Source organism: Helicobacter typhlonius, assembly GCF_001460635.1.
GTDB classification, from domain to species: Bacteria; Campylobacterota; Campylobacteria; order Campylobacterales; family Helicobacteraceae; genus Helicobacter_C; species Helicobacter_C typhlonius.
In genome coordinates this window covers 480981-505437 of record NZ_LN907858.1, presented here as the reverse complement: position 1 = coordinate 505437, position 24457 = coordinate 480981, and the positions used below count along the sequence as shown (strand labels likewise).

At 39.4% G+C, this 24457-nt stretch carries 28 protein-coding genes; 20 read left to right on the top strand and 8 right to left on the bottom strand.

Features of this window, described 5'->3' with window-relative positions; translation table 11 throughout:
* Window positions 1-25: 25 nt before the first annotated feature.
* The 12 genes from thrC to rpsR all read left to right on the top strand — a co-directional run bounded on the left by thrC (window position 26) and on the right by rpsR (window position 11841).
* Window positions 26-1531: a threonine synthase gene (thrC, locus tag BN2458_RS02520; RefSeq protein ID WP_034342917.1), complete on the top strand. Its 1506-nt coding sequence runs from the start codon at window positions 26-28 to the stop codon at window positions 1529-1531.
* A gap of 64 nt (window positions 1532-1595) precedes the next feature.
* Window positions 1596-2093, top strand: coding sequence for a 5-(carboxyamino)imidazole ribonucleotide mutase (gene purE, locus BN2458_RS02515; RefSeq protein ID WP_034328201.1), 498 nt, complete (start codon window positions 1596-1598; stop codon window positions 2091-2093).
* Window positions 2093-2578 carry a DUF3972 domain-containing protein gene (locus tag BN2458_RS02510; protein WP_034328203.1) on the top strand — a complete coding sequence of 162 codons (486 nt, stop codon included), beginning with the start codon at window positions 2093-2095 and terminating at the stop codon, window positions 2576-2578. The genes purE and BN2458_RS02510 overlap by 1 nt, the downstream gene beginning before the upstream one ends.
* On the top strand, window positions 2575-3594 hold the full coding sequence (locus BN2458_RS02505) for a damage-control phosphatase ARMT1 family protein (protein ID WP_034328204.1): 1020 nt from the start codon (window positions 2575-2577) through the stop codon (window positions 3592-3594). The genes BN2458_RS02510 and BN2458_RS02505 overlap by 4 nt, the downstream gene beginning before the upstream one ends.
* 1 nt (window position 3595) lies before the next feature.
* Window positions 3596-4492 (top strand): glycine--tRNA ligase subunit alpha, encoded by an 897-nt coding sequence (gene glyQ / locus BN2458_RS02500; protein WP_034328205.1) that lies wholly within the window; start codon window positions 3596-3598, stop codon window positions 4490-4492.
* Complete coding sequence (locus BN2458_RS02495; RefSeq protein WP_034342915.1) at window positions 4492-6678, top strand: M99 family carboxypeptidase catalytic domain-containing protein; 2187 nt, start codon at window positions 4492-4494, stop codon at window positions 6676-6678. The genes glyQ and BN2458_RS02495 overlap by 1 nt, the downstream gene beginning before the upstream one ends.
* 3 nt (window positions 6679-6681) lie before the next feature.
* On the top strand, window positions 6682-7365 hold the full coding sequence (locus BN2458_RS02490) for a metallophosphoesterase (RefSeq protein WP_034328209.1): 684 nt from the start codon (window positions 6682-6684) through the stop codon (window positions 7363-7365).
* A 1-nt stretch (window position 7366) separates the two neighbouring features.
* The gene (locus tag BN2458_RS02485; protein WP_034343102.1) at window positions 7367-9409 is read left to right on the top strand and encodes an RNB domain-containing ribonuclease; all 2043 of its coding nucleotides are present in this window, start codon (window positions 7367-7369) and stop codon (window positions 9407-9409) included.
* 108 nt (window positions 9410-9517) lie between these two features.
* Window positions 9518-10519 (top strand): DNA polymerase III subunit delta, encoded by a 1002-nt coding sequence (gene holA, locus BN2458_RS02480; protein ID WP_034342913.1) that lies wholly within the window; start codon window positions 9518-9520, stop codon window positions 10517-10519.
* A gap of 76 nt (window positions 10520-10595) precedes the next feature.
* The gene (rpsF, locus tag BN2458_RS02475; RefSeq protein WP_034328009.1) at window positions 10596-11006 is read left to right on the top strand and encodes a 30S ribosomal protein S6; all 411 of its coding nucleotides are present in this window, start codon (window positions 10596-10598) and stop codon (window positions 11004-11006) included.
* Window positions 11007-11024: 18 nt separating this feature from the next.
* Window positions 11025-11558: a single-stranded DNA-binding protein gene (locus BN2458_RS02470; RefSeq protein WP_034328007.1), complete on the top strand. Its 534-nt coding sequence runs from the start codon at window positions 11025-11027 to the stop codon at window positions 11556-11558.
* Window positions 11559-11586: 28 nt separating this feature from the next.
* Window positions 11587-11841, top strand: coding sequence for a 30S ribosomal protein S18 (gene rpsR / locus BN2458_RS02465; RefSeq protein WP_034328005.1), 255 nt, complete (start codon window positions 11587-11589; stop codon window positions 11839-11841).
* Window positions 11842-12027: 186 nt separating this feature from the next.
* On the opposite strand, the gene BN2458_RS02460 is transcribed toward rpsR, so the two are convergent.
* Window positions 12028-12501, bottom strand: coding sequence for a CoA-binding protein (locus BN2458_RS02460; protein ID WP_034328004.1), 474 nt, complete (start codon window positions 12499-12501; stop codon window positions 12028-12030).
* A gap of 147 nt (window positions 12502-12648) precedes the next feature.
* Here BN2458_RS02460 and BN2458_RS09845 point away from each other — a divergent pair, with 147 nt between their 5' ends.
* Window positions 12649-12864, top strand: a complete 216-nt coding sequence (locus BN2458_RS09845) for a hypothetical protein (protein ID WP_034342910.1) — start codon at window positions 12649-12651, stop codon at window positions 12862-12864.
* Window positions 12865-13400: 536 nt separating this feature from the next.
* Here BN2458_RS09845 and BN2458_RS02450 read toward each other — a convergent pair.
* The 7 genes from BN2458_RS02450 to fliI form a co-directional block, all read right to left on the bottom strand.
* On the bottom strand, window positions 13401-13805 hold the full coding sequence (locus BN2458_RS02450) for a hypothetical protein (protein ID WP_034342908.1): 405 nt from the start codon (window positions 13803-13805) through the stop codon (window positions 13401-13403).
* Entirely contained in the window at window positions 13802-14020 is a 219-nt protein-coding gene (locus BN2458_RS02445; protein WP_034342906.1) for a hypothetical protein, read from the bottom strand. The genes BN2458_RS02450 and BN2458_RS02445 overlap by 4 nt, the downstream gene beginning before the upstream one ends.
* Window positions 14020-14310 (bottom strand): hypothetical protein, encoded by a 291-nt coding sequence (locus BN2458_RS02440; protein WP_231944829.1) that lies wholly within the window; start codon window positions 14308-14310, stop codon window positions 14020-14022. Before BN2458_RS02440 ends, BN2458_RS02445 begins: the two co-directional genes overlap by 1 nt.
* Window positions 14311-14442: 132 nt before the next feature.
* Window positions 14443-14592, bottom strand: a complete 150-nt coding sequence (locus BN2458_RS09840; RefSeq protein WP_156407273.1) for a hypothetical protein — start codon at window positions 14590-14592, stop codon at window positions 14443-14445.
* A 297-nt stretch (window positions 14593-14889) separates the two neighbouring features.
* Window positions 14890-15864 (bottom strand): iron-sulfur cluster assembly scaffold protein NifU, encoded by a 975-nt coding sequence (locus tag BN2458_RS02435; RefSeq protein WP_034327998.1) that lies wholly within the window; start codon window positions 15862-15864, stop codon window positions 14890-14892.
* Between the two features lie 21 nt (window positions 15865-15885).
* Window positions 15886-17052 (bottom strand): NifS family cysteine desulfurase, encoded by a 1167-nt coding sequence (locus tag BN2458_RS02430; protein WP_034327996.1) that lies wholly within the window; start codon window positions 17050-17052, stop codon window positions 15886-15888.
* 322 nt (window positions 17053-17374) lie between these two features.
* Window positions 17375-18739, bottom strand: coding sequence for a flagellar protein export ATPase FliI (gene fliI, locus BN2458_RS02425; RefSeq protein ID WP_034327995.1), 1365 nt, complete (start codon window positions 18737-18739; stop codon window positions 17375-17377).
* 72 nt (window positions 18740-18811) lie between these two features.
* Between fliI and tig the strand changes: the two genes are divergently transcribed.
* From tig to BN2458_RS02395, 7 genes are read left to right on the top strand one after another with little or no spacing between them, the layout of a single operon-like run.
* Window positions 18812-20170, top strand: coding sequence for a trigger factor (gene tig, locus BN2458_RS02420; RefSeq protein WP_034342904.1), 1359 nt, complete (start codon window positions 18812-18814; stop codon window positions 20168-20170).
* Window positions 20163-20753: an ATP-dependent Clp endopeptidase proteolytic subunit ClpP gene (gene clpP / locus BN2458_RS02415; RefSeq protein WP_034327991.1), complete on the top strand. Its 591-nt coding sequence runs from the start codon at window positions 20163-20165 to the stop codon at window positions 20751-20753. Before tig ends, clpP begins: the two co-directional genes overlap by 8 nt.
* Window positions 20754-20783: 30 nt before the next feature.
* Entirely contained in the window at window positions 20784-21962 is a 1179-nt protein-coding gene (locus tag BN2458_RS02410) for a GGDEF domain-containing protein (RefSeq protein WP_034327989.1), read from the top strand.
* The gene (def, locus tag BN2458_RS02405) at window positions 21925-22455 is read left to right on the top strand and encodes a peptide deformylase (protein WP_034327986.1); all 531 of its coding nucleotides are present in this window, start codon (window positions 21925-21927) and stop codon (window positions 22453-22455) included. The genes BN2458_RS02410 and def overlap by 38 nt, the downstream gene beginning before the upstream one ends.
* A gap of 9 nt (window positions 22456-22464) precedes the next feature.
* Window positions 22465-23997, top strand: a complete 1533-nt coding sequence (locus BN2458_RS02400) for a YifB family Mg chelatase-like AAA ATPase (protein ID WP_034327983.1) — start codon at window positions 22465-22467, stop codon at window positions 23995-23997.
* 9 nt (window positions 23998-24006) lie between these two features.
* Window positions 24007-24123, top strand: a complete 117-nt coding sequence (locus tag BN2458_RS10650) for a metal-sensing transcriptional repressor (RefSeq protein WP_162845597.1) — start codon at window positions 24007-24009, stop codon at window positions 24121-24123.
* Window positions 24095-24331, top strand: a complete 237-nt coding sequence (locus tag BN2458_RS02395) for a metal-sensing transcriptional repressor (RefSeq protein WP_034342901.1) — start codon at window positions 24095-24097, stop codon at window positions 24329-24331. Before BN2458_RS10650 ends, BN2458_RS02395 begins: the two co-directional genes overlap by 29 nt.
* Window positions 24332-24457: the final 126 nt, after the last annotated feature.

Below are 24457 nucleotides of genomic sequence, written 5' to 3'. Positions count from 1 at the left end.
TAATAATCCACTCACAAGGAATACTATGAATATCCGCACTTTTATCTCCACAAGAGATTCTAACCCCGCTCTTGCAAAAAATTTCAAAGATGCTATTCTCAATCCCTCCGCACCACAGGGAGGACTCTACACTTTTGATACTCTGCCAGAACTTAGCACACAAGATATCAACTCTCTAGGTAGTTTAAGCTATGAAGAGCTGTGTATCAAGCTTTTTAAAACTCTTAATTTGGGGCTTGATGAGGTGCTTTTAAAAGATATATTACAATGCTATAAAAGCTTTGATAATCCAAATAATCCTGCCCCAATTATGAGCTTTGATGAAAATCTCTTTATGCTTAATCTCTACTCTGGTCCTACTCGCGCATTTAAAGATATGGCATTACAACCTTTTGGGGCATTGCTTTCGCACTTTGCCGCACAAAAAGAGCAAACTTATATGATTCTTGCCGCCACAAGCGGTGATACAGGACCTGCAACCTTACAAAGCTTTGCCAATAAGCCCTTTATCAAGGCTGTTTGTCTTTACCCAAGTGGTGGCACAAGCGATGTGCAAAGACTACAAATGACAACACAAGAAGCAAGTAATTGTAAAGTGATAGGCATTTATGGGGATTTTGATGACGCACAAAATGCACTCAAATCCCTACTAAACAACACACATTTTATAGAATCTCTCCATAAGCAAAACATTGCTCTTTCTGCGGCAAATTCTGTCAATATAGGACGCATTGTTTTTCAAATCGTTTATCATTTTTGGGCGTATATGAGTCTTTTAAAAAATAACAAACTCACACTTGGTGAAAAAATCTCCATTGTCGTGCCAAGCGGTAATTTTGGCAATATTTTGGGAGCATTTTTTGCAAAAAAAATGGGTTTGCCCATAGATAAACTTGTCGTTGCATCAAATGTCAATAATATCTTAAGTGATTTTATCAATACAGGCGTGTATGACATTTCTCAACGCACTCTCCTCAAATCCAAATCTCCTGCTATGGATATTCTCAAAAGCTCAAATGTCGAGCGTGTGCTATATACACTCTTTGGGGCAAAACGCACAAAAGAATGTATGCAATCACTCAATACAACAGGAACTTACGCGCTTAATAAAGATGAATTAGCCCTTTTGCAAGAGGATTTCCTCGCCTTATTTTGTGATGATACACAATGTCTTCAAAGTATAGCGCAAGGATTCAAAAAAGGCTTTGTGCTTGACCCACATAGCGCAATAGCATATTATGGAGCAAAAAAACTACAAGAAGAAGGTGCTATTACTAAAACCATTTTTCTCTCCACAGCAGAATGGAGTAAATTTGCCCCGAGTGTGTGGGAAGCTCTAGCTAAGGCTCATATCGTGCAAGGAATATGCAAAAATGATAAAGAAGCATTGGAGGGTATTTGTGGGCATACACAAGTGAGTATCCCTCCACAAATTGGCTTACTTTTTGATAAGGAGGAAGTGCAAAATGATGTGATTTCTCCCACAGAGATAGAATCTTGCATTATGCAGTGGCTTAGAGATAAAAACTGAAAATTTAAAACAAATATGATAGAATCAACGATTTAAGCTAGGCTATATTATCTAAGGAGCAAAGATGGATTTTGTAAGTGTCATTATGGGAAGCAAAAGCGATTGGAATGTAATGAGTGAGTGCATAGAGGTTTTTAAAAAATTTGATGTCGCCTATGAAGTCATCATTAGTTCAGCTCATCGCTCACCCGAGCGCACAAAATCCTACATCAAAGACGCACAATCTCGCGGGGCGCAAGTTTTTATTGGGGCAGCGGGTATGGCAGCACATTTAGCAGGAGCGATTGCCTCACAAACTTGCAAACCTGTTATAGGTGTGCCCTTAAGTGGTGGTGCGCTTGATGGGCTTGATGCACTTTTATCCACCGTGCAAATGCCTAGCTCTATGCCTGTAGCAACGGTAAGTATTGGTAAAGCCGGAGCGATAAACGCAGCGCATTTAGCTATGCAAATCTTAAGCCTTAAAAATGATGAGCTTGCGGGAAAACTTATAGAAGACCGCGTGATGAAAGCAAAAAAAGTCGAGTTAGATTCTGCTGAAATTGAGGTGAGGAGGGGCTAATGGAGAATGCAACGACTTGGGTTGAGTTAGAAGAGTTTGTAAAACTCTCTGGCTTAGATGAAGCCAAAATCACGGAACTCATTAGCGAAGGAAGCATCAAAAGCAAAAAAGACGGAGAAAAAACCTTTGTCGATGCGACTTCTGGCGTGGGTGCGCTCGTGAAAAAAGTAGAATCTAATCTCGTCTCTGCTGATATGAGTGGCAAGGAGCTAGACCCTGTTTTTGTTGAAAAAACAATCTCTACGATTTTAGGGCTACACGATAAAGTCATCTCGGCAAAAGATGAAACCATAAGTGCTTTTAAAAATGAAAATAGCTTCCTCAAGGATGCGCTTATTTCTATGCAAGAAGTCTATGATGATGATAAAAAAACAATGGAAACCCTACGTTTAGAACTTGAAAAAGCGCGTGAGGAAATAGAATTTATGAAGCGAAAATATCGCCTAATGTGGGGTAAAGTCGCTAATATGACCGAGACAAAATGATAGCGACTAATGCGTGTTTTAGCTGTTTGCAATCCCAAGTAGATAATCTCTGCGCTATGTTGCAAATGGATAGCAAAACTATTCGACAAAACATAGATAGTGTGCTTGAAAATGCTAAGGGGCGAGGGCTTATGCCACCTCAAATCGCTATTGATGTGTATGAATCCTTTCGACATAGCACACATTTAAGCGACCCATTTGCAGAGATAAAAAAAGAGAGTATAGCTCAAGCTACTAAAATCGTGCAAAGCCTCCTTAGCACCTATCCTGCGCCGATTTTAGAGATAGGTAAAGATGTAGATTCTAAACAGAATTTAGAATCCCAACAGAAAGCAAATTGTATTGTCAAATCTGCGTGTGAAAGCTTCACCTTAGAATCTCCCACAGAATCTACCACAAACTTCAGCGCAGATTCTATTTTTAAAAGACTTAATTGGGCGGTGCGCGTGGCGATTTTAGGCAATGTGATTGATTATGGCTCACAGCATAGCTTTGATTTCGCGCAAGGCGACTTTAGCTTTCATACTATTAATTTTGCGCGTTTTGATTTAGAGCTGTTTATCTCTAGGCTCAATAGCGCGCAAACTCTCCTTTATATCGCTGATAATGCGGGGGAAAATCTCTTTGATGAGGTGCTACTTCAATCACTTAAAAGCATTTATCCACATTTACAGATTTTCTATGCCACGCGCGGAGAACCTATTATCAATGACTTGACTATTACAGATTTAGCTCACCCTTTAGCACAAAACATACAAAAATATTGCACTTTGCTTGATAGTGGCGTAAGAAGCCCGGGCTTTGTCTATGCGGGAGCAAACGCGCAAACACGGGGTATTTATGATAATGCCGATGTAATTTTAGCAAAGGGAATGGGGAATTTTGAATGTCTCAATACCCAAAAAGATGAACGTCTTTTCTTGCTTTTTAAAGTCAAATGCGATGTGGTGGCGCAATACTGCGATGTGGAAAAAGGCAGAATGATGTTTATCCACAATCGCACAACAAAGGAGTAGTATGCTAAGCTTTTCAAATATTTTATTAAAGCTACAAGAATTTTGGAAAAATCAAGGTTGCCTCATCGTGCAACCCTATGATATTCCCGCAGGAGCGGGGACATTTCACCCGGCAACTTTATTAAGGAGCTTAGATTCTAAGCCGTGGAGTGTAGCCTATGTCGCGCCCTCACGCCGCCCCACAGACGGACGCTACGGAGAGAATCCAAATCGCTTAGGAAGTTATTATCAATTTCAAGTGCTTATCAAGCCAAGCCCGGATAAGATTCAGGAGCTATATTTGCAGAGTCTTGAATCCTTGGGATTAGATTTACGCGCTCACGATGTGCGCTTTGTAGAGGATAATTGGGAATCCCCAACACTAGGCGCGTGGGGGCTTGGCTGGGAAGTATGGCTTGATGGTATGGAAGTAACGCAATTCACATATTTTCAACAAGTAGGTGGGATACCCTGCTCACCTGTGGCGGTAGAAATTACCTATGGTGTGGAACGATTAGCAATGTATATTCAAGGAGTAGAAAACATCTTTGATATAAGGTGGAATGACTTTGAAAATGCTGCACCTATGTCATATGCTGATGTACATTTACAAGGTGAATATGAGTTTTCTAAATATCATTTTGAAATTGCCGATACACAAATGCTTTTTTCACTCTTTAATCAATATGCAAAGGAAGCACAAAACTGCCTACAAGCGAGAATCCCGCTTGTTGCGTATGATTATACGATGTTTGCAAGTCATAGCTTTAATGTCCTTGACGCAAGAGGCGTTATCTCTGTCGCACAAAGACAAGATTATATTTTGCAAATACGCGAGCTTGCTAAAGCCTGTGCCTTGCTATATAAAGAAATGGAAGAAGAAAGAAATCAAAAGCTAGAGAAAGCTAAGGGAGCATGATGCGCATTTTTCTTAAAAATATCATCATTGTCTTTTGTTTCTTTTGTGCTGCGCTCCACGCAGAAAATCTCGTGCGTGATTTTGCACTCTATAAGATCAATGAAGGCGACAAAAGAGCCCCTACCCTGCTTTTAATGGGTGGAATTCACGGCAATGAGCCGGGTGCATATTATGCCACCGATGTTTTTATGCGTCATTACAAAATCACAAAGGGTAGTGTGTGGGTTGTGCCTGTTGTTAATCCTCATAGTATGTTTGCAAATGTGCGTGGTTTGTATGGTGATATGAATCGCAAGTTTGCCGCACTCGCTCCAACTGACCCTGATTATAAAAATATACAAAAAATTAAGGAGCTACTCCATAGCCCAGAAATCGATATTTCCTTGCATTTGCACGATGGGAGCGGGTATTGGCGTCCTACTTATATTAGTTCCTTGCTTAATCCCTTGCGTTGGGGGAATTGCTCCGTAATCGACCAAGCAACACTAGAGGGCGCAAAATATGGGAATCTGAAATCCTATGTGTCTCAAATGGTAGCAGATATTAACGAGCATATTTTAGCTCCCATTCATCGCTACCACCTACATAATACGCACACAGAGGCAAAAAACGATACAGAACAACTCAAAGCCCTCACTTTCTATTCCCTCTCACTTGGCAAACCTGCCCTTACAAATGAGGCGAGCAAAGAGCTTGATTTACCCACACGCGTGTATTATCATCTGCATTCTATCGAATCTTTGCTAGGGCAGCTAGGCATTAGCTTTATGCGCGACTTTACGCTTGATGTAGATTCTATAAAACCGCTTGTCTCGCCCAAAGGTTTGGAGGCGCAAATTAATAATCTCATCACCCTGCCATTAGAATCTTTGCGCCCACACATCACCTATTTTCCACTCCCAAAAAACACCTCACTCAAACATATTAATTTACAGAGTGAGAGCCATTTGCTTGGCTTACTTTCACTCAATCAAGCGCAAACTCAAGTTGCCCTCAAACACGGCTCACACACACTTAGCACTTTGATACCAGAGTATCGTAGCTTTGATAGTAGTCTTAAAGAAATTGGTATAAAAATCAACGGGGAAAGGCGCGTAGTCCCCATAGGATCGCTTATCTACCTTGATGAGAATGAAAACATAGAATTTGAATCTTTAGGAGATTATCGCGTAAATGTGATTGGCTTCGTCCTACCAAACCAAAGCAGCAATGCGCCCAATGAAAGCAATGTGAAAATCTATAAAAAAGACTTGCTTCCTAAATACAGCCTTGATACCACCGCAAAAACCTTTCGCGCAGAATTTTATCGCGGGGAAGCCTTTAGCGGTATGATTACATTTTCTTTTGATACACCAAAACCCAAAGCACAGCCCACCTTTGTCGCCATACACTACACCCCCGCGACCACTCAAAAGGATTCTGTAAAAGTCTCTCAAGTTATAGCACAAAACACAATCACACGAGATACCAAAGCCCAAAGCACAGCCAAAGAGTATCTAAACAAGCCAGAGCATAAAATCACAAGCAAAGAAACCACGCAAAGCATTGCCACCAAAGACAACACCAAAGAAATTGTGAGTAAAGAATCTTTAAGCAAAAACGCGCAGGATTCTATATATTTTGTCAAAAGCGAAAAAGGCGTAAATGTGCGCACACAAGGCAATACAAACGCACAAATCATTGTCAAGCTCCCACAAGGGACGCGTGTGAATCTTATAGAGGGCGGCAAGTGGAGTAAGGTTTCATTTACATATCATAGCATACACAATAAAGAGGGTTATATCATTACGAGCGCACTCACACAGACAGAGCCACAAACTACAACATCTAAAACGCAAGAAGTCGCCCTATCAAGCGCAAAACACATCAAAGATTCAAAACCTATAGATTCTAAAAATGTAACCTCGCAAGATGCTAAACTTACAGAATCTAGCAATGAGATAAAACAAACCCCGAATGCAAAAGTAAAGGTAAGTATTGCACTCGTGCGCAATGCCCCATCAATGACAGGTGCAGTAGTAGCGAAAGCCCCGCTTGGTCGGCAAATGCGTATTGTTGATTTAAGCGCAGACAAAAAATGGGCTAAGATTCACTATATCTTTCATAGCGACAATGGCACACGCGAAATCAGTGGCTATGTCGCTAGACATCTCCTATCTCCGCTTGAAAACACAAATGAGAGGTAAAATATGAATTTTAATATTACAGAGGATATTTTTCTCATCTCCGATAGTCATTTTGGACATAAAGCTGTGCTAAAACGCGAACCATCGCGTTTGCAATATGCAAAGGCTTGTAAATATGATGATTTTTATGCGCTGCATAGGGATTTATGGAATAAGGCGGTGGGCAAAAAGGATAATGTGCTCCATTTGGGAGATTTGTATTTTGATGGAGGACTACCCTATCTCAAAGACCTAAAAGGCACAAAAACGCTCGTTATAGGTAATAACGACATTAAAACATTTCAAAAACTTAAGGACTTTAAGAGTTGGTATGTACAAAAGGGCTTGAGGCTCAATATCGCACAAAAAGATCGGGTTTTATACACACTTCAAAGCGAATTTGGCAAAGCAAGACTTAAAGATGATATATATGTAAATGCTATCGTGCAAGACATTGCTGGTGAGCGCATTATGTTTTCGCATTTTCCGGTGTTTAATCGCAAGACAAACGACCGCTTTAGTGAATCTCGCGACATACTCGATAGACTTTTTAAACTCGCTGATTGTTCTCTCAATATTCACGGGCATATCCACTCGCGCCAGTGCGAACATTCCTTTTGTTTCAATGTGAGCTGCGAACAGCTAGGCTTTGCACCAAAGCGACTAAGTGAGATTCTAAAATTATGGCGATATAAGATTCACATCTAAGATGATTTATTTTTACGCACTTATTGCAAATTCCACGCGCCTTTGTCGTATTCCAAAATCCTTTACGAGCGCACTAGAGCATTGTAGAGAGCTTGGCATACTAGAAGAGCGTGACAACATTATCTCCTTAAAACCCAATCTACTCATAGGTGTTATTGATGTTTCTCCAACCCATCGATACTTCCTCAAAAGCCTCAACAACACGCATAGCGAAGATTTCCTCATAGAGCAAAATAAACGCATAAGCAGGGCAAAAAAAGGTGTGAAAAAGAAAAAGGATATTCAACCACCCCTAGCTCTTGCAAAAAATGATATTGTCCTTGCTAAAATCACAAAAAAAGGCAAGGCGCGATTTATTAGTGTCCTCTATCGTGCGAAACCCTTTGCCATAGCCACACTTACGGAAAAGGGAGGCAAGATACAAGCCTATGAGCTTCATACACAAGCTTGTATCCCGCTCAAAGTCTCTCAAAAATCCCTCCGCGCCCTGCCACCTCAATGTGTAGTAAAAGTAGAAAAAGCAAGCGGCGATATTGTGGAGGTTTTTGGCGTCCTCAATGATGCGAGAATTGACGAGTATATCGCGCTAGATACCGCAAAAAGCACAAATTTTAGTGCAGAATCTTTGCAAACTGCTGGGGCTTTTGGCGATGAAGTATGCGCGAATATGTATCCACATCGTGTGAATCTAAGCCATTTGCCTTTTTGTGTGATAGACCCAGAGAATGCACGCGACCACGATGATGCGATTTATTTTGATGGCAAGACTCGCACACTCTATGTTGCAATCGCCGATGTGAGTGAGTATGTTAGCATAGAAAGCAGTCTAGACAAAGAGGCTCGGGAGCGAGGATTTAGCCTCTATTTCCCGCATAAAGTGCTACCTATGCTGCCTTTTGACTTAAGCAGTGGAATTTGCTCGTTAAAGCAAGATTGTCTCCGCCTTGCAATGGTGTGGCAAATAAAGCTCGACAAAAACGCGCAAATATGTGAATCTAACCTTTTTGAGGCACTCATCAGTGCTAAAGCAAATGTCAGCTATGGATGTGTAGAGGTATTTTTGCACGAAAATAATATTTTTACACAATCCTACGCAGATTCTCAACATTCTTTAGAATCCGCACTCTCCACCACCGCTCGCACATCACGCAAGACAAAGCAAAAATCAGCCTTACCAAAGGAGATTCAAAAATGGCTTCTTGCATATATGCCCTATGCGCAAAAGCTCAAGGCACAAAGACTACAAAAGGGCTATGAATTTCACACAAAAGATATTACCCTTGAGCTTGATGATATGGGGCAAGTGCGCGATGTGCGCGTATTGAAGCACACACTCGCCCATAGTATCATTGAAGAATCAATGCTTTTAGCCAACAAAGAGAGTGCAAAGATGTTAGAATCTAACGCACCTAAGGCACTTTTTAGAATCCACCCACAGCCAAAACGCACTAAGGCACTTTTGTGCGAGTTAGAGGATTTAGGATTCACACTCCCGCCGACAAAACAGCTTCACGAGATTATTTCCACTCTACAAGCAGAATGTGATGAATCTTTACGAGAGACGCTTGATTCACTGCTTATTAAGTCTCTATCAAAAGCCACCTATAATACGCATAATATTGGACATTTTGGTTTGGGTTTTGAATGCTATACGCATTTTACCTCGCCCATTCGCCGATATAGCGATATTATCGTGCATAGAATCTTAAAGGCTATATTGCATAAGCAAAAAAATATAGATTTCCTCACACGCGATTTAGAGATCATAAGCACTATGCTAAATGCACAAGAAAAGCATTTCACACACATCGAGCATAAATTTTTTATGCTCAAAATGTGCCGTTTGTGCGAGGAGCTTTTGGCAAAGGGGCGCATTATTACCCAAGGCATTGTGATTGATGAGCTATCTCACTGCATTGCGCTAGAAAAGCTCCCACAGGCTAAAATCACGCTTGATTGTTCCTTGAAACGATTTAGCAGAGTGAATATTGAAATTGTAGATGTGGATTTAGCAAAAGGAAGCATTTATGCGAGGGTAATATAAAGGCGTGAAATATGCTAGAATCTCAAGCTAAGTTAAGGTTTAAAACTCACAGAATCTACCGCGAAAATCTACCACACCGCACAGATTCTAAAAACTTAAAGGACATAAATGTATAAAGATAAACTTGATACGCTCTTAAAACAATCCGCTCCACGCGTGAGTTTTTTATATGGTAATAGCTTTTTAGTGGGCTATTATAGTAGAAAAATTGCTCATTGTTTAAAAAGTGAGGAAAAGATAACTTTTTACTTTGATGAATATAATACAAATAATATCAATGCTTTGCTTTCACAAGGCTCACTTTTTGGCTCTAGCTCACTTGTAGTGCTAAAAATTAATCATAAACTCAACAAGGCTGATGTGGGGCTGTTTCTCGAATCTCTTTGCCACAATACCCAAAATGCGCTCATCATAGAGTATTACCAAGCCCCAAATAAATCTCAAACCGATTATGCAAGAGATTGCAAGGTATGTGCGGGGCATTTCAAACACCCAAAGATTCCTAAAGATAGCCTTGTAGAAGTGCGATTTTTTGAGCCAACTATTGGCGAGTGTATGGAGTTTATGCGTCAAAGGAGCAAAGAGCTGGGATTAAAAGCAAATGATAAGATTCTAAACCAAATCCTACTTTTGCAAAATAGCGATATTGCCCTTGCGCTTAGTGAATTAGAAAAATTTATTGTCTATAAAGACAAACCGCTTGAACCAAATGATGTGAATCTGCTCTGTGATGGCATAGCGAGTTTTAGCGTAAGTGAGCTGTGCTATGCGATTATGGATAAAAAACCTTTTATAGAAATCCTGCAAAGTATTTATGATGAGGGCATTAATGAAATAGCAATGATTAGTGAGATTCAAAGATTTTTTTATCAGCTCTTTTTGTTTTATGCCTTTATTCGTATTAAGGGCACTCCAAACGCAAAGGAGATTCTAGGATATCCGCCACCTCTGGACACTGCTACACGCTTGACACGTTATTGCATTCGCCTTAGGGAAATAGAATATATCGCGATTTTTGAGCTTCTCTCATCGTGGCGATATGAGGTAAGCAAAGGTAAGCAAAGGCAATCTATGAATACTTTAATCAAAATTCAAGAAATGATAAGATAGAATCCGCCCTCACACCTTGCTCTTTCTATGCTGTCTTGCAGCGCGAGAAAGGGCGGTTACACCAAAAGGAGCTTAAATGAAATTCTACGAAACGATGTTTATCTTGAAGCCTACGCTTGTAGAAGAAGAGATAAAGACACAGATTACATTTTTTAAAGATGTGATTAGCAAAAATGGTGGCGAGATTGAAACTTGCCTTGATATGGGTATGCGTAACCTCGCTTATGAAATCAAAAAGAATAAGCGCGGATATTACTATGTGATTTATTTCAAAGCACAACCGCAGTTGATTAAGGAGATTGAGCGCAATTATCGCATCAATGAAAATGTTTTGCGCTTTATCGTCATTAAATACGAAAATAAAAAAGAACAAAAAGCGTGGCAAAGCCTCGTCAATAAGGCAAATGGTAAGACAGACAAGCCAAAAGCTCAAAAAGCTGCAAAAGAGGAAGTCTCGGCACAAGCCACACAAGAGGATTCTCAATAATCTAGCAAAGGACGCCAAATGTATAATAAGGTAATTATGCTAGGAAATCTCACGCGTGATGTGGAACTAAGATATTTGCCTAGTGGAAGTGCTCTAGCGACTATCGGTTTAGCAAGTAATCGCAGATTCAAAAAGCAAGACGGCTCTCAAGGCGAGGAAGTATGCTTTGTCGATGTGAAGCTTTTTGGCAGGAGTGCTGAAATAGCAAATCAATATTTGCGTAAAGGCAGTAAGGTGCTTATTGAAGGGCGTTTGACTTATGAAACTTGGAGCGACCAAAGCGGTGCGAAAAGGAGCAAACACACCATTACAGCAGAAACTATGCAAATGCTTGATAGCAAACCAACAGGAGATAGCGCAAACTTCACGCAGGGTGAATATGGTGGCAATGCTTCATATGGCAACAACAATCAGGCACAAAATTATGGCACTAGTTATAATAGTGGTGGCTATAACAATGGTGGGAATTATGGCGGTGGTAATGCGGCAGCAGGAAACTACACGCAAAATATCCCTGAAATCAATATCGATGAAGATGAAATACCTTTCTAATCTTCTCATATCATACTAAGGAGCAATTATGGAAAAGAAAAAATACTCAAAACGATACTGCCGATACACAGAGGCGAAGCTTGAATTTATCGACTACAAGGATATAGATATGCTCAAGCATTCTCTATCAGAGCGATACAAGATTATGCCAAGACGTCTTACAGGCAATACAAAACGTTGGCAAGAGCGCGTAGAGGTGGCGATTAAACGCGCAAGACATATGGCACTTATCCCCTATATCGTGGATAGAAAAAAGGTTGTTGAATCTCCTTTTAAATTCTAAAAACACGATAGAGTCTGTGGTTTGTGGTAGGGTTGTGGCAACCTGCCACTAGCTTTTGGCACATTAAAAAAGCACAAGTTCTACTAGATTCTATTGATTTTGTGTTGTATTTTATAACACGACACGAATTTTATCCTCGCAACTGCTTAACTAAACTAATTCACTTGATATTTTTTAAATCTAGCACTATTTAAGCGCAAAAAGCCTTTGATGTTCGAGCTTAATACAGCTATCTTCCTCATATAAAATATTGCATTCTTGCGCCTTTTGCCTCGCTTCTTGGCTTGTGAGTCCTAGCTGCACCCATACACAAAGACTAGACGAAAAAATCGTGTCATAAGCGTTGTTATGTTTGAGCGCACAAACCTCATCTAGCACTACAGGCAGTGCCTCGCTTTTTCTAAAAATATTGATGATGTCGCATTTTTGATTATCGTGTGCGAGGGATTGTAGAGCTTGGGGCAGTGAGGTATAGACTTTACAGCCTAGAATCTCCCCACCTCGTGGATAAATAGGGATAATATTATAGCCATTTTCAATAAGATATTGTGCTACTTCATAGCTTGGCTTATACTCATTAGGGCTTAAGCCCACGATGACTATGGTCTTTGCATTACATAGAATCTTATACTTTGCTTCATCGTTAAGATGTTGGCTCATATGAACTCCTTTGGCGAAAGTTTGAGATATGAAGTGCCAAAAATTACAAATAATTTTAATATATTTTATTGTAATTTTTGGTGAAGTGAGCGTTTTTCTGTCTTTTGCGCTAAAATCAATTGAATTTTAAATGTGGAGGTTACGATTATGAAGTTAGGCAATAAAGGTATGAAAATATTAAAAACTTTTCATTTAATAAATGTAATTATGTGGATTGGTGGTGTTATATCTTTAGTAACATTGCAGTTAGGCATTACACCAGATTTGAAAGAAACAATGTATGTAGAGAGGGTAGATTTGATTAATTTTCATTTAAAGCCTAACGCCAAGCGTAGTAAAACACTGAAAATAAACCAAAAATAAACCAAAATATGGGGAGCAAAACAATATATGAGGCAAATACTAATAGGGTATTCACAAAAAAATATCTTAATCTCTTTTTTGTAAATCCACATAATAAACGTCTTTTTTTCAAAAAATAAAGCAGAAAAAATATGAAAACAACGATTGAAAACAATGTATGAAAGTATAATGCAATAATATAGCCTTGTTTATCTCCATTCATCATTATCATTATCCACACAGCTTGTATAATGGGAAACATAAAGCTTCCAATAAAAGAACTTAAATAAATACATCTACTCTTGATAAAATACAAAAAGTCATTATCTTTTAGAAGTTTCAAGAAGCATTTTCTAATTTTTAGGATTAGGAATACACATAAAATGCAAAGTAGTATTATTATCGCGGTAAGCATTCACAACTCCATCTTAAAATATTCTTGTGTATTCTTATCTTCAGGCACTTTCAGCACATAGAATCCTTTATGAATCTTATCATTTGTTTTATCTTTTGAGAAGACTCTAAAGTTTAAGCCTTTGTTAAAGGTTTTATAGTAGTCAAAAGAATACATGTTTATTATTGTCAAGGAAATAAAGAATGAACGCAATAGGAAAGGAAAAAATAATTGAAGATACAAATGGAATACCCATACCACACATAAAAGCAAAATTTATTCGTTGATGTTTCTTCTTTGTGTCTAAAATAACTATTTTTTGTGAACGAAAAATAGCCTTGAGTATAGAAAATACAATAGAAAATACAATAGAAAGTATGAAAAGTGGTAACTCAAAAGACAAAATTCCACCCAAAAAAAATCCTACAAAAAATCCCAAGAAAAAACTTTTCCAAAAAGCAGGAGTTAAAGTAAAAGCTAAAAATTCCTTATTTTTAACAGTGTAAGCTATATAAGCAAGAATAGTTATTATAAACCAAAATGATGGCGTTAATATCAACCAAATCATATTTCCACCTTAAAATATGTTTGTGTAGCCTTATCTTCAGGCACTTTTAGAATATAGAATCCTTTATGAATTTTATCATTTGTTTTATCCTTAGAAAAAACTCTAAAGTTTAAGCCTTTGTTAAAGGTTTTCTTGTAATTTTGGTAGTCTTGGTAATTTTGATTGATGATGTAGTATTTGTTTTGTTGCGCTGATTGTTTGATGGTAGTTTGCATTATCTACCCCCAAGACCAATTAATGAAGTGCCATAAAATAAAATAAAAAATGGACTAGCAATTACATTATCTACAAATATAATACAGAATATAAGAAATACAAAAAGAGATTCTAGAATATTCATTTTATGCTTAGAATCTGTGTTTAAAACAGGGAGTAAAGTTAGAGTAATTGTTGTTATCCCTGTGGCTGCAATATTTAGCAACAAAAGCCAATCCCACCCAAAATATAAAATCGCACAAGTTGTGCCTAATAAAATCGTAATAATCCATAGCATAAAATATAGCATTGAAAAACTCTGTTTTATTCAACATACTGATAATAAAAGGCATAATGATAAAATAAAAAATCCAAGTAATGGCTAAAACTAAATTATCAAAATCAGATATTCCCTGCTTGAGCCACATATAAAGCAGCACCATTACAAAACCCCTAATTTCAAATTAACACAATTATTATGTTTTATCTCTATCACCTTAGCATTCTTGCTAAAGATTCTATAATCAAGTCCAAATTTAAAATGGGTTTGGTAGTCTTGATTGTAGAGGGGGTAGATTTGTTGCAATACCATAATAAGCCTTTAAAAATTGTGGAATCTTTGGTTGATAAAATCTTTTTGTATTGCGCAAAATATTTCTTTGCCTCTTTTAGATGTAGAAAGTCGTATTTTAATCATTTTTGCACCTGCAATCTTTAAGCTCATTATCCTCTACATACGCCCAACCAATGCTTGTAGTGCCTATATCAAAGCCTAAGATTTTCATTTGACTATCCCCCTCTTTTTTAGTGTCAAAATGCTTGATGATAGCTTAGTTACAATAAACTTTAAGATATGAGAGGCACAAAAACTATGCTTATAAAATGTCTCTTATATCGGTAACACGCGGATTTGAGAATCAAGCTGTCCTTGCAAAACAGATTCTATGGCATAAAGTGTGCCTGTCGCCCCACTCGCACACCCGCTACACGCCCCAAGATAGCGGATATACACATCAATAAAGCCATCGCTTGAATCTTTAATATCCAAAATCTCCATATCGCCTCCGTCCATCATCAACATCGGACGGATATTCTCATCAATTACTTTGTCAATGGCTTTGACTTTTTGCACCATTGTCATTTCTCTAAAGTTCCCACTTGCACTTTTTTGCGCCGCATTTTTGACAGATTCTCTATCCATTTCAGCACGCACATCACGCAAAATATCTTCAAGATAATACTCTCTCTTTTCGTGTCCGCCTGCTTTGACGCAGCTTTTGCAAAACGCTCCAGCTTTGGTATAATTTGTAATCTCCTCTACGCTTTTTAAGTCATTAAGCTTAATAACTTCTTTGATTGTAGAAAGACTTACTCTTGCGCATTCACATACGATAATCTCATCTTCAAAATCTTCTGCATTTTTACCTAGATACATTCCTGCTGCTTTTTTAATCACATCATACGCCATAACAGAGCAGTGCATTTTTTGCCCGGGCACTGCGGGAGTATCTGGGTCATCACGCAAGGCGTGCTCCACATCAAGATTTGTAATTTTGACAGCTTCTTGCACCTTTTTGCCAAGACAAAGCTCCACCATCATATCGCTACTTGCAATCGCTGTCCCGCAGCCAAAGCTTTTAAATTTCGCATCAATAATTCTATCGTCTTTATCCACGAGCCAATATAATCTCACCGCATCACCACAAGATTCTGCACCATAATCTGCTACAATAAGTTTTGCTCCTCTCTCATCAGCATCTTTTTGTGTCAAAACACCTAAATGCGTAGGATTATCCATTCTTTCACTTACTTTATTTGAATATGCGTCCCATAACGCACCACCGATTAAGTCATTCTTTGCCATTTTCTTTCCTTTTGTTGTTTTTTATGCATTGTATGAGCTAGAAATCGCTCGTAGTCTTTCAACAGCTTGCTTGAATACATTAATTGTGTAATCAATTTCTTCACTTGTATTGAATCTGCTAAGCGAGATTCTAATCGCTGTATGGGCGAGTTCTTTATCTGCACCGATTGCCACCATTACGGGATTTGCTTCCAAATCCTCACTTGCACACGCACTCCCTGTGGAAGCGGCAATTCCGGCTTTATTTAAATCCCATAGCATAGCCTCGCCCTCAATGCCTCTTACACTAATGAGTGTCGTATTTGGCACACGATTTTCTCTTGTGCCAACCACAAATACATCGGGGATTTGCAAGAGTGAATCTTCAAGCCTATCGCGTAAGCGTCTTACTTGCGTAAGTTCAAAATCTAAAAAGTCGGTCGCAAGTTTCATCGCCTCGCCCATTGCGACAATATAAGGCACATTAAGTGTGCCGCTACGCCGCCCACGCATATGCTCTCCTCCGTGAAAAAGCGGAGTAAGCTCCACACCTTTGCGGATATATAATCCACCAATGCCCTTTGGTCCGTGAAACTTATGCGCACTAAAGCTTAGAAAATCCACCTGCGCCTTTTGCACATCAACGGGAATCTTACCAATAGCCTGTACCGCATCCGTGTGGAAAAGCACATTGCGTTCTTTGCAAAGTGCGCCTATTTCCTCAATAGGAAAAATCAGCCCGGTTTCGTTATTCGCCCACATTATGCTTACAAGTGCTGTATCATCTCTTAGGGCTTCACGCACCTGCTGGGCAGTAATCGTGCCTTGCTGATTGATAGGCAGGTAGGTAACCTCCACGCCAAGTGTCTCCAAAAACGCGCAAGTAGCACGCACAGCGGGGTGTTCCACCTCTGTGGTAATAATATGTTTCTTGCCTTTTTTAAGTATCTCATCAAAATACACGCCTTTAATCACCCAGTTGTTAGATTCGGTCGCGCAAGAAGTGATAATAATATCATCAGCATCATCGGCATTAATACCATTGTAGAGTTTTTCAATAGCATCTGCAATGGCTGCGTGGGTTTGCGTGCCATATTTATGGAGACTATTTGGATTCCCAAACTTTTCGCAAAAATAAGGCTCCATAAGCGGCTTAATACTCGGGTCTAGCATTGTTGTGGCATTGTTGTCTAAATAGACTTTTTTCATCTTTTAACTCCTAACCTTATTATGTTAAATCATTCAAAAAGTAAAATTTCTTTTAACCTACTTAAAAAAGCGCGTAGATTCTAGCATTTTATGATTAATTGATGATATGTGCGGTAAAAAATAGTTTTAACAGGGGAAATATGGGGCATTAGCACAGAATCCAACAAAGCATCAATGTTTCTTATAGAGGTTTGACACAATAATTCAAGATTCCAAAAAGTTACATTTTTTGTTGTCGCATTAAATCTCAAATAGAAATTTTTTCTTTGAATTTCTTTGTAACGAGTGTAGTTAAGAGATATGGCTTTATCCACACTAGATTCTAATCATTCATAATGCGGGATAACTCTTGCAGTGAAGATTCAAAACTCCATTTCTCATCAACATCTTGCTTCAAAAAAACCTCCATAAGCTTTTGTTTATTAATCGCCTCATCAAGTTCTGGGTCTGTGCCTTTTTGATACGCGCCAATGCGGATAATCATTTCATTTTCTTTAATGAGCGAGTATAGCCGCCTAAACTTGCGCACAGCCGCTAAATGTTCCGAGCTAATAATATCATTGATGAGCCGCGAAGCGGAGTTAAGGATATTTATGGGCGGGTAAATGCCCATATCGGTCAAATCGCGATTAAGAACGATATGTCCATCAAGGATAGAGCGGCTTTGGTCGGCGATAGGATCGCTCAAATCGTCCCCTTCAACAAGCACGGTAAAAAATGCAGTAATCGAGCCTATACCATTCTCTTTCCCCGCGCGCTCCATTAATTGGGGCAAAAGGGTAAGCACAGAGGGTGGATAACCTTTGCTTGTAGGTGGCTCACCAAGCGCTAAACCAATTTCTCTTTGCGCCATAGCAAAACGCGTAACAGAATCCATAATAAAAAGCACATCATTGCCAAGAGATTTGAAATATTCCGCAATAGCCATTGCACTAAATGCACCATATTTACGCATAAGCGGTGAATCATCGCTTGTAGCCACCACAAGAATAGTATTTGTTAAATCATCATTGAGATTTTTATGTATAAACTCTGGGACTTCTCTCCCCCTTTCTCCAATAAGAGCAATGACTTTGATTGGTGCATTTGAGCCACGCACAATCATTCCCATAAGAGTAGATTTTCCCACGCCTGAACCAGCAAAAATACCCATTTTTTGCCCTTTGCCACAAGTGAGGATTCCATCAATGGATTTTACGCCCACTTCAAAGACTTCATCAATTAATCCTCGTTTAAGTGCGCTTATAGGTGGGCGCATAAGCGCAATGCTGGTAGAGGCGTTGAGACTGCCTTTATCATCAATAGGTTCGCCGAGTGGATTTATCACGCGTCCCAAAAGCTCCTCGCCTACTGGAATATACAAGCCGTGATTAAGAATCTCCACTCTATCGCCGCTTTTATGTCCCTCCACAAAAGAAAATGGGCTAATAAAAAATCGCTCTTCCTCGATACCTATTACCATACCCAAATCATGCGTATCGTCCATAAAATCATTTTCGGCAAGCACTGAATCTTGCTCCACACTTTGGGGAATACGAGAATAAGGCAAAATTTTCACTATATCGCCTACTGAAGGCTTTACACCATTGGCTACAAGCATATTTTGCATTACTTTTACAAGATGTCCGTAGTTTGGAGAAAGATTAATATTGCTTTTAAGCTTTTGCTTGATTTGAGACAAAGACATAATAAAAACCTACTTTTAAGATTTTTTTGTTAGAATACCAAATTATACTTTTTTATTTTATTAAGGAAGCCTATGAATTTCACTACAAAACGCACAAATAACGCAAATGCTACCATTAATGGTAGTATCACATTAAAAACACTTGAGGAGAAGTTTGATAAAGTTATCAAAAAAATCGCTAAAAGTGCTAAGATTGATGGGTTTAGAAAGGGTAAAGTTCCCTCACAAGTGATTAAGACGCGCTACAAGGAGCAAGTCGAACAAGATGCACAACAAGAAGCAATACAGGATTTATTAGATTCTGCACTCAAAGAGCTTGGTATCGCGCCTAATGAGCTTATCGGTAGTCCTGTGATTGCGAAATTTGACAAACAAGATTCTAAAATCGAGCTTGAAATCAAAGTAAGTATTACGCCTACTTTCTCGCTTGAAAAAGTGCAGGATTATGTGCCTGAAGTCAAACTCAAAGCCATTACACAAGCACAAATTGATGAACGCATAGCAGAAATTGCCAAAAATCGCGCTCCGCTAAGTGAGGTAGCAGAAGACAGAGCATTACAAAAAGATGATACCGCAAATATCGATTTTGAGGGATTTATCGATGATAAGGCGTTTGAGGGAGGCAAGGGAGAAAACTTTAACCTCCTTATTGGTTCGAATCAATTTATACCCGGCTTTGAGGACGCGCTCATCGGTATGAAAAAGGGCGAAAAAAGGGGCATTAAGGTTACTTTTCCCGCAGATTATCAAGCCGCGCATTTAGCCGGAAAAGAGGCGAGATTTGATGTAACCTTGCATAAAATTTTGCAAAAAGACGAAACAAAAATCAATGATGCCTTTGCAAAAAGCGTAGTGGGTGAGGAAGCTACTCTCACAACATTTAAGGATATGATAAAAGAGCAGCTTGAAATAGAGCAAAAAAATGAGCTTTACAATAAAGAGCTAAAAACCGCACTTATAGAATCTCTGCTTAAAAGCATCACATTTGATTTGCCAGAATTGATTGTCGAGCAGGAAATGGATATTTTATTTAGAAATTCACTCTCACAGCTTAAGCCAGAGGAGTTTGAAAATCTAAAAAATAATAAAGATGAGGCGCGAAAACAGCGCGAGGAAAAGCGCGATGAGGCGCGAAAAAGTGTGCAGATTACATTCATTATGGACGCCCTTGCGAAACAATACAACATTGTGGTAAGTGATAACGAAGTAATGCAGACGATTTATTATGAAGCGATGATGATGGGGCAAGACCCACGCGCAACAATCGAATATTACCAAAAGAACAATATTCTTCCTGCGATTAAGATGACAATGATTGAGGATAGAGTATTGCACCATTTGCTTGATACAAAGTTTGAATCTACAAAATCTACGAGCAAGAATGCAAAAGTAAGCAAAGCAGATGGGGGAAGCGGGGAAGCAAATGAGTAGTTATATACCTTATGTGATTGAGCGCACAGGTCGCGGTGAGCGTAGCTATGATATTTACTCGCGCCTCTTAAAAGATCGCATTATCTTACTTAGTGGCGAAATTAATGACTATGTTGCCTCCTCTATTGTGGCGCAGCTACTTTTTTTAGAGGCAGAAGACCCAGAAAAAGATATTAATTTTTATATCAATTCTCCCGGTGGCGTGATTACGAGTGCATTTAGCATTTATGATACGATGAATTATATCCGCTCGGATATTAGCACGATTTGTATTGGACAAGCTGCTTCCGCTGGTGCCTTTTTATTAAGCTCTGGCACGAAAGGAAAGCGGTTCTCTTTGCCAAATTCACGCATTATGATTCATCAACCTTTAGGTGGCGCACAGGGACAGGCTACCGATATTGAGATTCAGGCAAAAGAAATTTTACGTTTGAAAAAATCACTCAATGAAATAATGGCACAAAATACTGGGCAAAGCATAGAAAAGATTAGCCGTGATACCGAGCGCGATTATTTTATGAGTGGGGAGGAAGCAAAAAAATACGGGCTAATTGATGAGGTGCTTACAAAAAGCTTGAAGTAGGCGATTGTATAGATTCTTAGGAGGTATGGTATGGATTTGGACGATTTGAACTTGGATGATATTGGCAACAATGACTTTTTTGGGAATCTTGACGATGCTGGGCTAGAGGAGAAAAAAAAGAAAAAACTCCAAAAAGAGGTAGCGCCTACTCCCACCGAGACAACACAGAAGCTAAGCTCCATATCTAAACAAGCCCTAGAAGCTCTTGAAAAAGATGATATTCTACCCTTGCCTGAAAACTTTGAAGCATATTTTGAGAAAACGCTTTCACAAGAGCAAGATGAAGATGTGCGCGAGAAAATCAAGGCGATTGTTGAGAGTTCTCACCACGATACGCGCCTTATTGCGCTTGAAAAGGTTTTTAATGATAATTTTGCGACCCTGCGAACCATACTTGAGCATTTACTTACTCTCTGCAAACAAATGTCTGTAATGGAAAGCAACACACAAAAGCGACTAGCCGAAATTACTGCAATTACAAATCCGCTCGGTGCACAAAATGCCATAAAGGTGCTGATGAATGAGATGAGAGGGTTCCATAAGCAATTTGTGGTGCAAGCGGATTTTATCACGCGCTCATATCGTGAGATGTATGCGCAATCCTCCAATGTCAAGTCTGGCGCGATGTATGATACGACCCTTGGCATTTATACGCGCTCGTTTTTCGTCCATACGCTTGAACTTGAATGCAAAAATGGAAAGGACTTTCCAAGGGCTTGTGCGGTGGTGGTTTTAGCCCCTGTAAAAGAGCTCACATCACAAATAAATGAGCAAAATCAGCTTGTGATTATCTTTAAAAATATTGCGCGGATTGTGTCAAAAAACATCGGCACGAAGGACATTGTCTCATATTTAGGAGGCGGAAGATTCGGTATGCTACTTAAAAATGTGCAAATTGATGATGCAATAGCTTTATGCAAAGATGTAATACACAAATGTAAAACGACTCATATTTTCATTGATGGCACGGAGCTGTCTTTAAATATTACTATGGGCGGCATAGTCTTTGATGTGAATAAAGCACCAGAGCAAATGATACAAGAGGCAAAAGAGCAGTTACAGCTCGCGCAAAAAGAGGGTGAGAGCCTCAAATTCTCGCAAGCCAAGGTGCAAGACAATAATAGCTTGGCAAGTGATGATGATGACGCAGATAGCTTTGAATTACCGGGAGATGGCTTTGGCAGTTTTGACGATTTTGACTTATCCTGAGGACACAAAAAGGCTTAGGGAGAAGTCCAAGCCGGTGGAGTGCTTTGATGAAAATCTTCATTGTTTCCTTGATGATATGTACGATACGATGATAGAGCGTAATGGCGTGGGACTAGCAGCTATCCAAGTGGGTGAGGCGAAGCAGATTCTCGTTATCAACATTCCACGTGAGGACAATAACCAGTACAAGGAAGATTTACTCGAGATTATTAACCCCACATTTTTGATGCAAGAAGATAGTATAGAATGGGACGAAGGTTGCCTTTCTGTGCCAAATTTTTATGAGAGCATAAAAAGATTCAATAAAGTTTCTATTGCTTATAAAGACAGATATGGAAATGATAAGATTCTAAAGGCAGAGGGCTTTTTAGCCGTGGCAATTCAGCACGAGATTGATCATCTCAATGGTGTGCTTTTTGTCGATAAGCTCCCAATCTTAAGGCGCAAAAAATTTGAAAAAGAACTCAAAAAGTGTAAAAACTCTAAAGAATAAAGATTATAAATGACATATACGATTCTTACCGCTACAAGTTTTGGCACAAGCGCGAAAGTGGTGGAAGTAGAGGCGGCTTTTACCAAGGGCTTACCGCAATTTAACATCACAGGACTCGCCCATAGCTCCATTTTAGAATCTAAACAGCGCGTCCTATCAGCCCTTGCAAATAGCGGTATCACGCTCCCTCCACTTAAAGTCAATATCAATCTCTCTCCCTCGGATTTGCCAAAGAGTGGAGGGCATTTTGATCTACCCATCGCCCTTGCCCTGCAGAAAAACACACAGGAGAGTGAGCCTTATTTTGCCTTTGGAGAGCTTGGACTTGATGGCAGTATCAAATATCTTGAATCTATCTATCCACTTCTACTTGATATTGCGCTTTTGTATCCACAAGCAAGGGTTTTTGTCCCCTCCTGTGCGAGAGATTTACTTAGCCCTATACCCAATCTCACTCTGTGTTTTGTCTCGCATTTGAAAGAAGCTATTGAGATTCTAAACCAACCAGAAGTAGCCTTTATAGCGAAAGCACAAGATTCTAATGCACCCACATTTGGCTTTAAGAATATAGAGATTGCAGGGGAGCAATATTTTTATGATGATAGCTTTATGCACGATTTTGCGGAGGTCAAGGGTCAGCAGGTTGCTAAACGCGCCGCACTCGTAGCTGCTGCGGGATTCCATAACTTTATGATGGAGGGCTCACCCGGCTGCGGAAAAAGTATGATTGCAAAGAGACTTTTATATATATTGCCCCCTAGCTCCTTGCAGGAGATGATAGAAAATGTCAAGCACCAAGCACTAAATAAGCAAAATACAGGCTATACGCCCCTGCGCCCCTTTAGAAACCCCCACCAAAGTGCCAGCAAGTCAAGTATTTTAGGCTCGGCTACGCAGTTTGAGAGCAAGCCCGGCGAGATTGCCCTTGCGCACAATGGCATTTTATTTTTTGATGAATTGCCACATTTTAAGAGGGATATTTTAGAATCTTTGCGTGAGCCGCTTGAAAACAATAAGCTTGTTATCTCGCGTGTGCATTCCAAACTTGAGTATGATACAAATTTTCTTTTTGTATGTGCGCTTAATCCCTGCCCCTGTGGGAATCTACTCAGTAAAAGCAAGGAATGTCGCTGTCAAGACAGGGAGATTAGCGCCTATCGCACGAGACTTTCCGAACCACTCCTTGATAGGATTGATTTATTTGTGCAGATGAGCGAATACGATGAAAACACATCACAAAGCAACAAGGAGCTAGATTCACAAAGTATGCAAAAAATGGTTTTTAACGCATTTGCCTTGCAAAAGGAGCGAGGACAAAAAGTCTTTAATGGCAAGCTTGAAGAAAAGGATATTGCACTTTTTTGCGCACTTGATAATGAATGCGAATCTCTACTCAAACAGGCAAGTGAGCGATTTTCACTTTCATATCGCGCACAAAATAAGATTAAAAAAGTGGCACGCACCATTGCAGATTTAGCCAATGAAAAATATATATCCAAATCGCATATTCTCGAGGCATTAAGCTACCGCAGAATCTCATAAGGAGCTATTATGTATGAACAAAACGCACAAAACATTCACAAAAGATTGCAACGCATTATAGGACAACTCAATGGCATTGATAAAATGATCAGCGAGAATGCGTCCTGCCCAGATCAATGGCATTGATAAAATGATCAGCGAGAATGCGTCCTGCCCAGATGTGCTTATCCAACTCAACGCGGCAAAAAGCGCAATACACAAGGTAGGACAAATCGTGCTTGAAGGACATATCAATCATTGTGTGCGTGATAACATATGCGATGAGGGAAGCGATATTGATAAGACTTTGGGTGAATTAGCAAAAGCTATCGAACACTTCTCGCGTATGAGTTAGGACGCTCCTTATTTTTTATCATTTGTCAATATACCACTCACCTACGGATACCTTTAAAGATGTGGCAAAGCACTTATTCATTTAATGAGCTTTCAAATCATCTTAAAAAACTAGATTCTTAATCCT

Excerpts from the sequence above, each read along its gene's own strand:
- BN2458_RS02440 (WP_231944829.1), bottom strand. The coding sequence starts at position 14,310 with ATGCTATATTTTATGCTATGGATTATTACGATTTTATTAGGCACAACT.
- BN2458_RS09845 (WP_034342910.1), top strand. The coding sequence starts at position 12,649 with ATGAAGTTAGGCAATAAAGGTATGAAAATATTAAAAACTTTTCATTTA.
- tig (WP_034342904.1), top strand. The coding sequence starts at position 18,812 with ATGAATTTCACTACAAAACGCACAAATAACGCAAATGCTACCATTAAT.
- BN2458_RS02490 (WP_034328209.1), top strand. The coding sequence starts at position 6,682 with ATGAATTTTAATATTACAGAGGATATTTTTCTCATCTCCGATAGTCAT.
- BN2458_RS02485 (WP_034343102.1), top strand. The coding sequence starts at position 7,367 with ATGATTTATTTTTACGCACTTATTGCAAATTCCACGCGCCTTTGTCGT.
- BN2458_RS02495 (WP_034342915.1), top strand. The coding sequence starts at position 4,492 with ATGCGCATTTTTCTTAAAAATATCATCATTGTCTTTTGTTTCTTTTGT.
- def (WP_034327986.1), top strand. The coding sequence starts at position 21,925 with ATGGCTTTGGCAGTTTTGACGATTTTGACTTATCCTGAGGACACAAAA.
- BN2458_RS02430 (WP_034327996.1), bottom strand. The coding sequence starts at position 17,052 with ATGAAAAAAGTCTATTTAGACAACAATGCCACAACAATGCTAGACCCG.
- fliI (WP_034327995.1), bottom strand. The coding sequence starts at position 18,739 with ATGTCTTTGTCTCAAATCAAGCAAAAGCTTAAAAGCAATATTAATCTT.
- rpsF (WP_034328009.1), top strand. The coding sequence starts at position 10,596 with ATGAAATTCTACGAAACGATGTTTATCTTGAAGCCTACGCTTGTAGAA.
- glyQ (WP_034328205.1), top strand. The coding sequence starts at position 3,596 with ATGCTAAGCTTTTCAAATATTTTATTAAAGCTACAAGAATTTTGGAAA.
- BN2458_RS10650 (WP_162845597.1), top strand. The coding sequence starts at position 24,007 with ATGTATGAACAAAACGCACAAAACATTCACAAAAGATTGCAACGCATT.
- holA (WP_034342913.1), top strand. The coding sequence starts at position 9,518 with ATGTATAAAGATAAACTTGATACGCTCTTAAAACAATCCGCTCCACGC.
- BN2458_RS02505 (WP_034328204.1), top strand. The coding sequence starts at position 2,575 with ATGATAGCGACTAATGCGTGTTTTAGCTGTTTGCAATCCCAAGTAGAT.
- rpsR (WP_034328005.1), top strand. The coding sequence starts at position 11,587 with ATGGAAAAGAAAAAATACTCAAAACGATACTGCCGATACACAGAGGCG.
- clpP (WP_034327991.1), top strand. The coding sequence starts at position 20,163 with ATGAGTAGTTATATACCTTATGTGATTGAGCGCACAGGTCGCGGTGAG.
- BN2458_RS02510 (WP_034328203.1), top strand. The coding sequence starts at position 2,093 with ATGGAGAATGCAACGACTTGGGTTGAGTTAGAAGAGTTTGTAAAACTC.
- BN2458_RS02450 (WP_034342908.1), bottom strand. The coding sequence starts at position 13,805 with ATGATTTGGTTGATATTAACGCCATCATTTTGGTTTATAATAACTATT.
- BN2458_RS02410 (WP_034327989.1), top strand. The coding sequence starts at position 20,784 with ATGGATTTGGACGATTTGAACTTGGATGATATTGGCAACAATGACTTT.
- BN2458_RS09840 (WP_156407273.1), bottom strand. The coding sequence starts at position 14,592 with ATGGTATTGCAACAAATCTACCCCCTCTACAATCAAGACTACCAAACC.
- purE (WP_034328201.1), top strand. The coding sequence starts at position 1,596 with ATGGATTTTGTAAGTGTCATTATGGGAAGCAAAAGCGATTGGAATGTA.
- BN2458_RS02395 (WP_034342901.1), top strand. The coding sequence starts at position 24,095 with ATGCGTCCTGCCCAGATCAATGGCATTGATAAAATGATCAGCGAGAAT.
- BN2458_RS02460 (WP_034328004.1), bottom strand. The coding sequence starts at position 12,501 with ATGAGCCAACATCTTAACGATGAAGCAAAGTATAAGATTCTATGTAAT.
- BN2458_RS02435 (WP_034327998.1), bottom strand. The coding sequence starts at position 15,864 with ATGGCAAAGAATGACTTAATCGGTGGTGCGTTATGGGACGCATATTCA.
- BN2458_RS02400 (WP_034327983.1), top strand. The coding sequence starts at position 22,465 with ATGACATATACGATTCTTACCGCTACAAGTTTTGGCACAAGCGCGAAA.
- thrC (WP_034342917.1), top strand. The coding sequence starts at position 26 with ATGAATATCCGCACTTTTATCTCCACAAGAGATTCTAACCCCGCTCTT.
- BN2458_RS02445 (WP_034342906.1), bottom strand. The coding sequence starts at position 14,020 with ATGCAAACTACCATCAAACAATCAGCGCAACAAAACAAATACTACATC.
- BN2458_RS02470 (WP_034328007.1), top strand. The coding sequence starts at position 11,025 with ATGTATAATAAGGTAATTATGCTAGGAAATCTCACGCGTGATGTGGAA.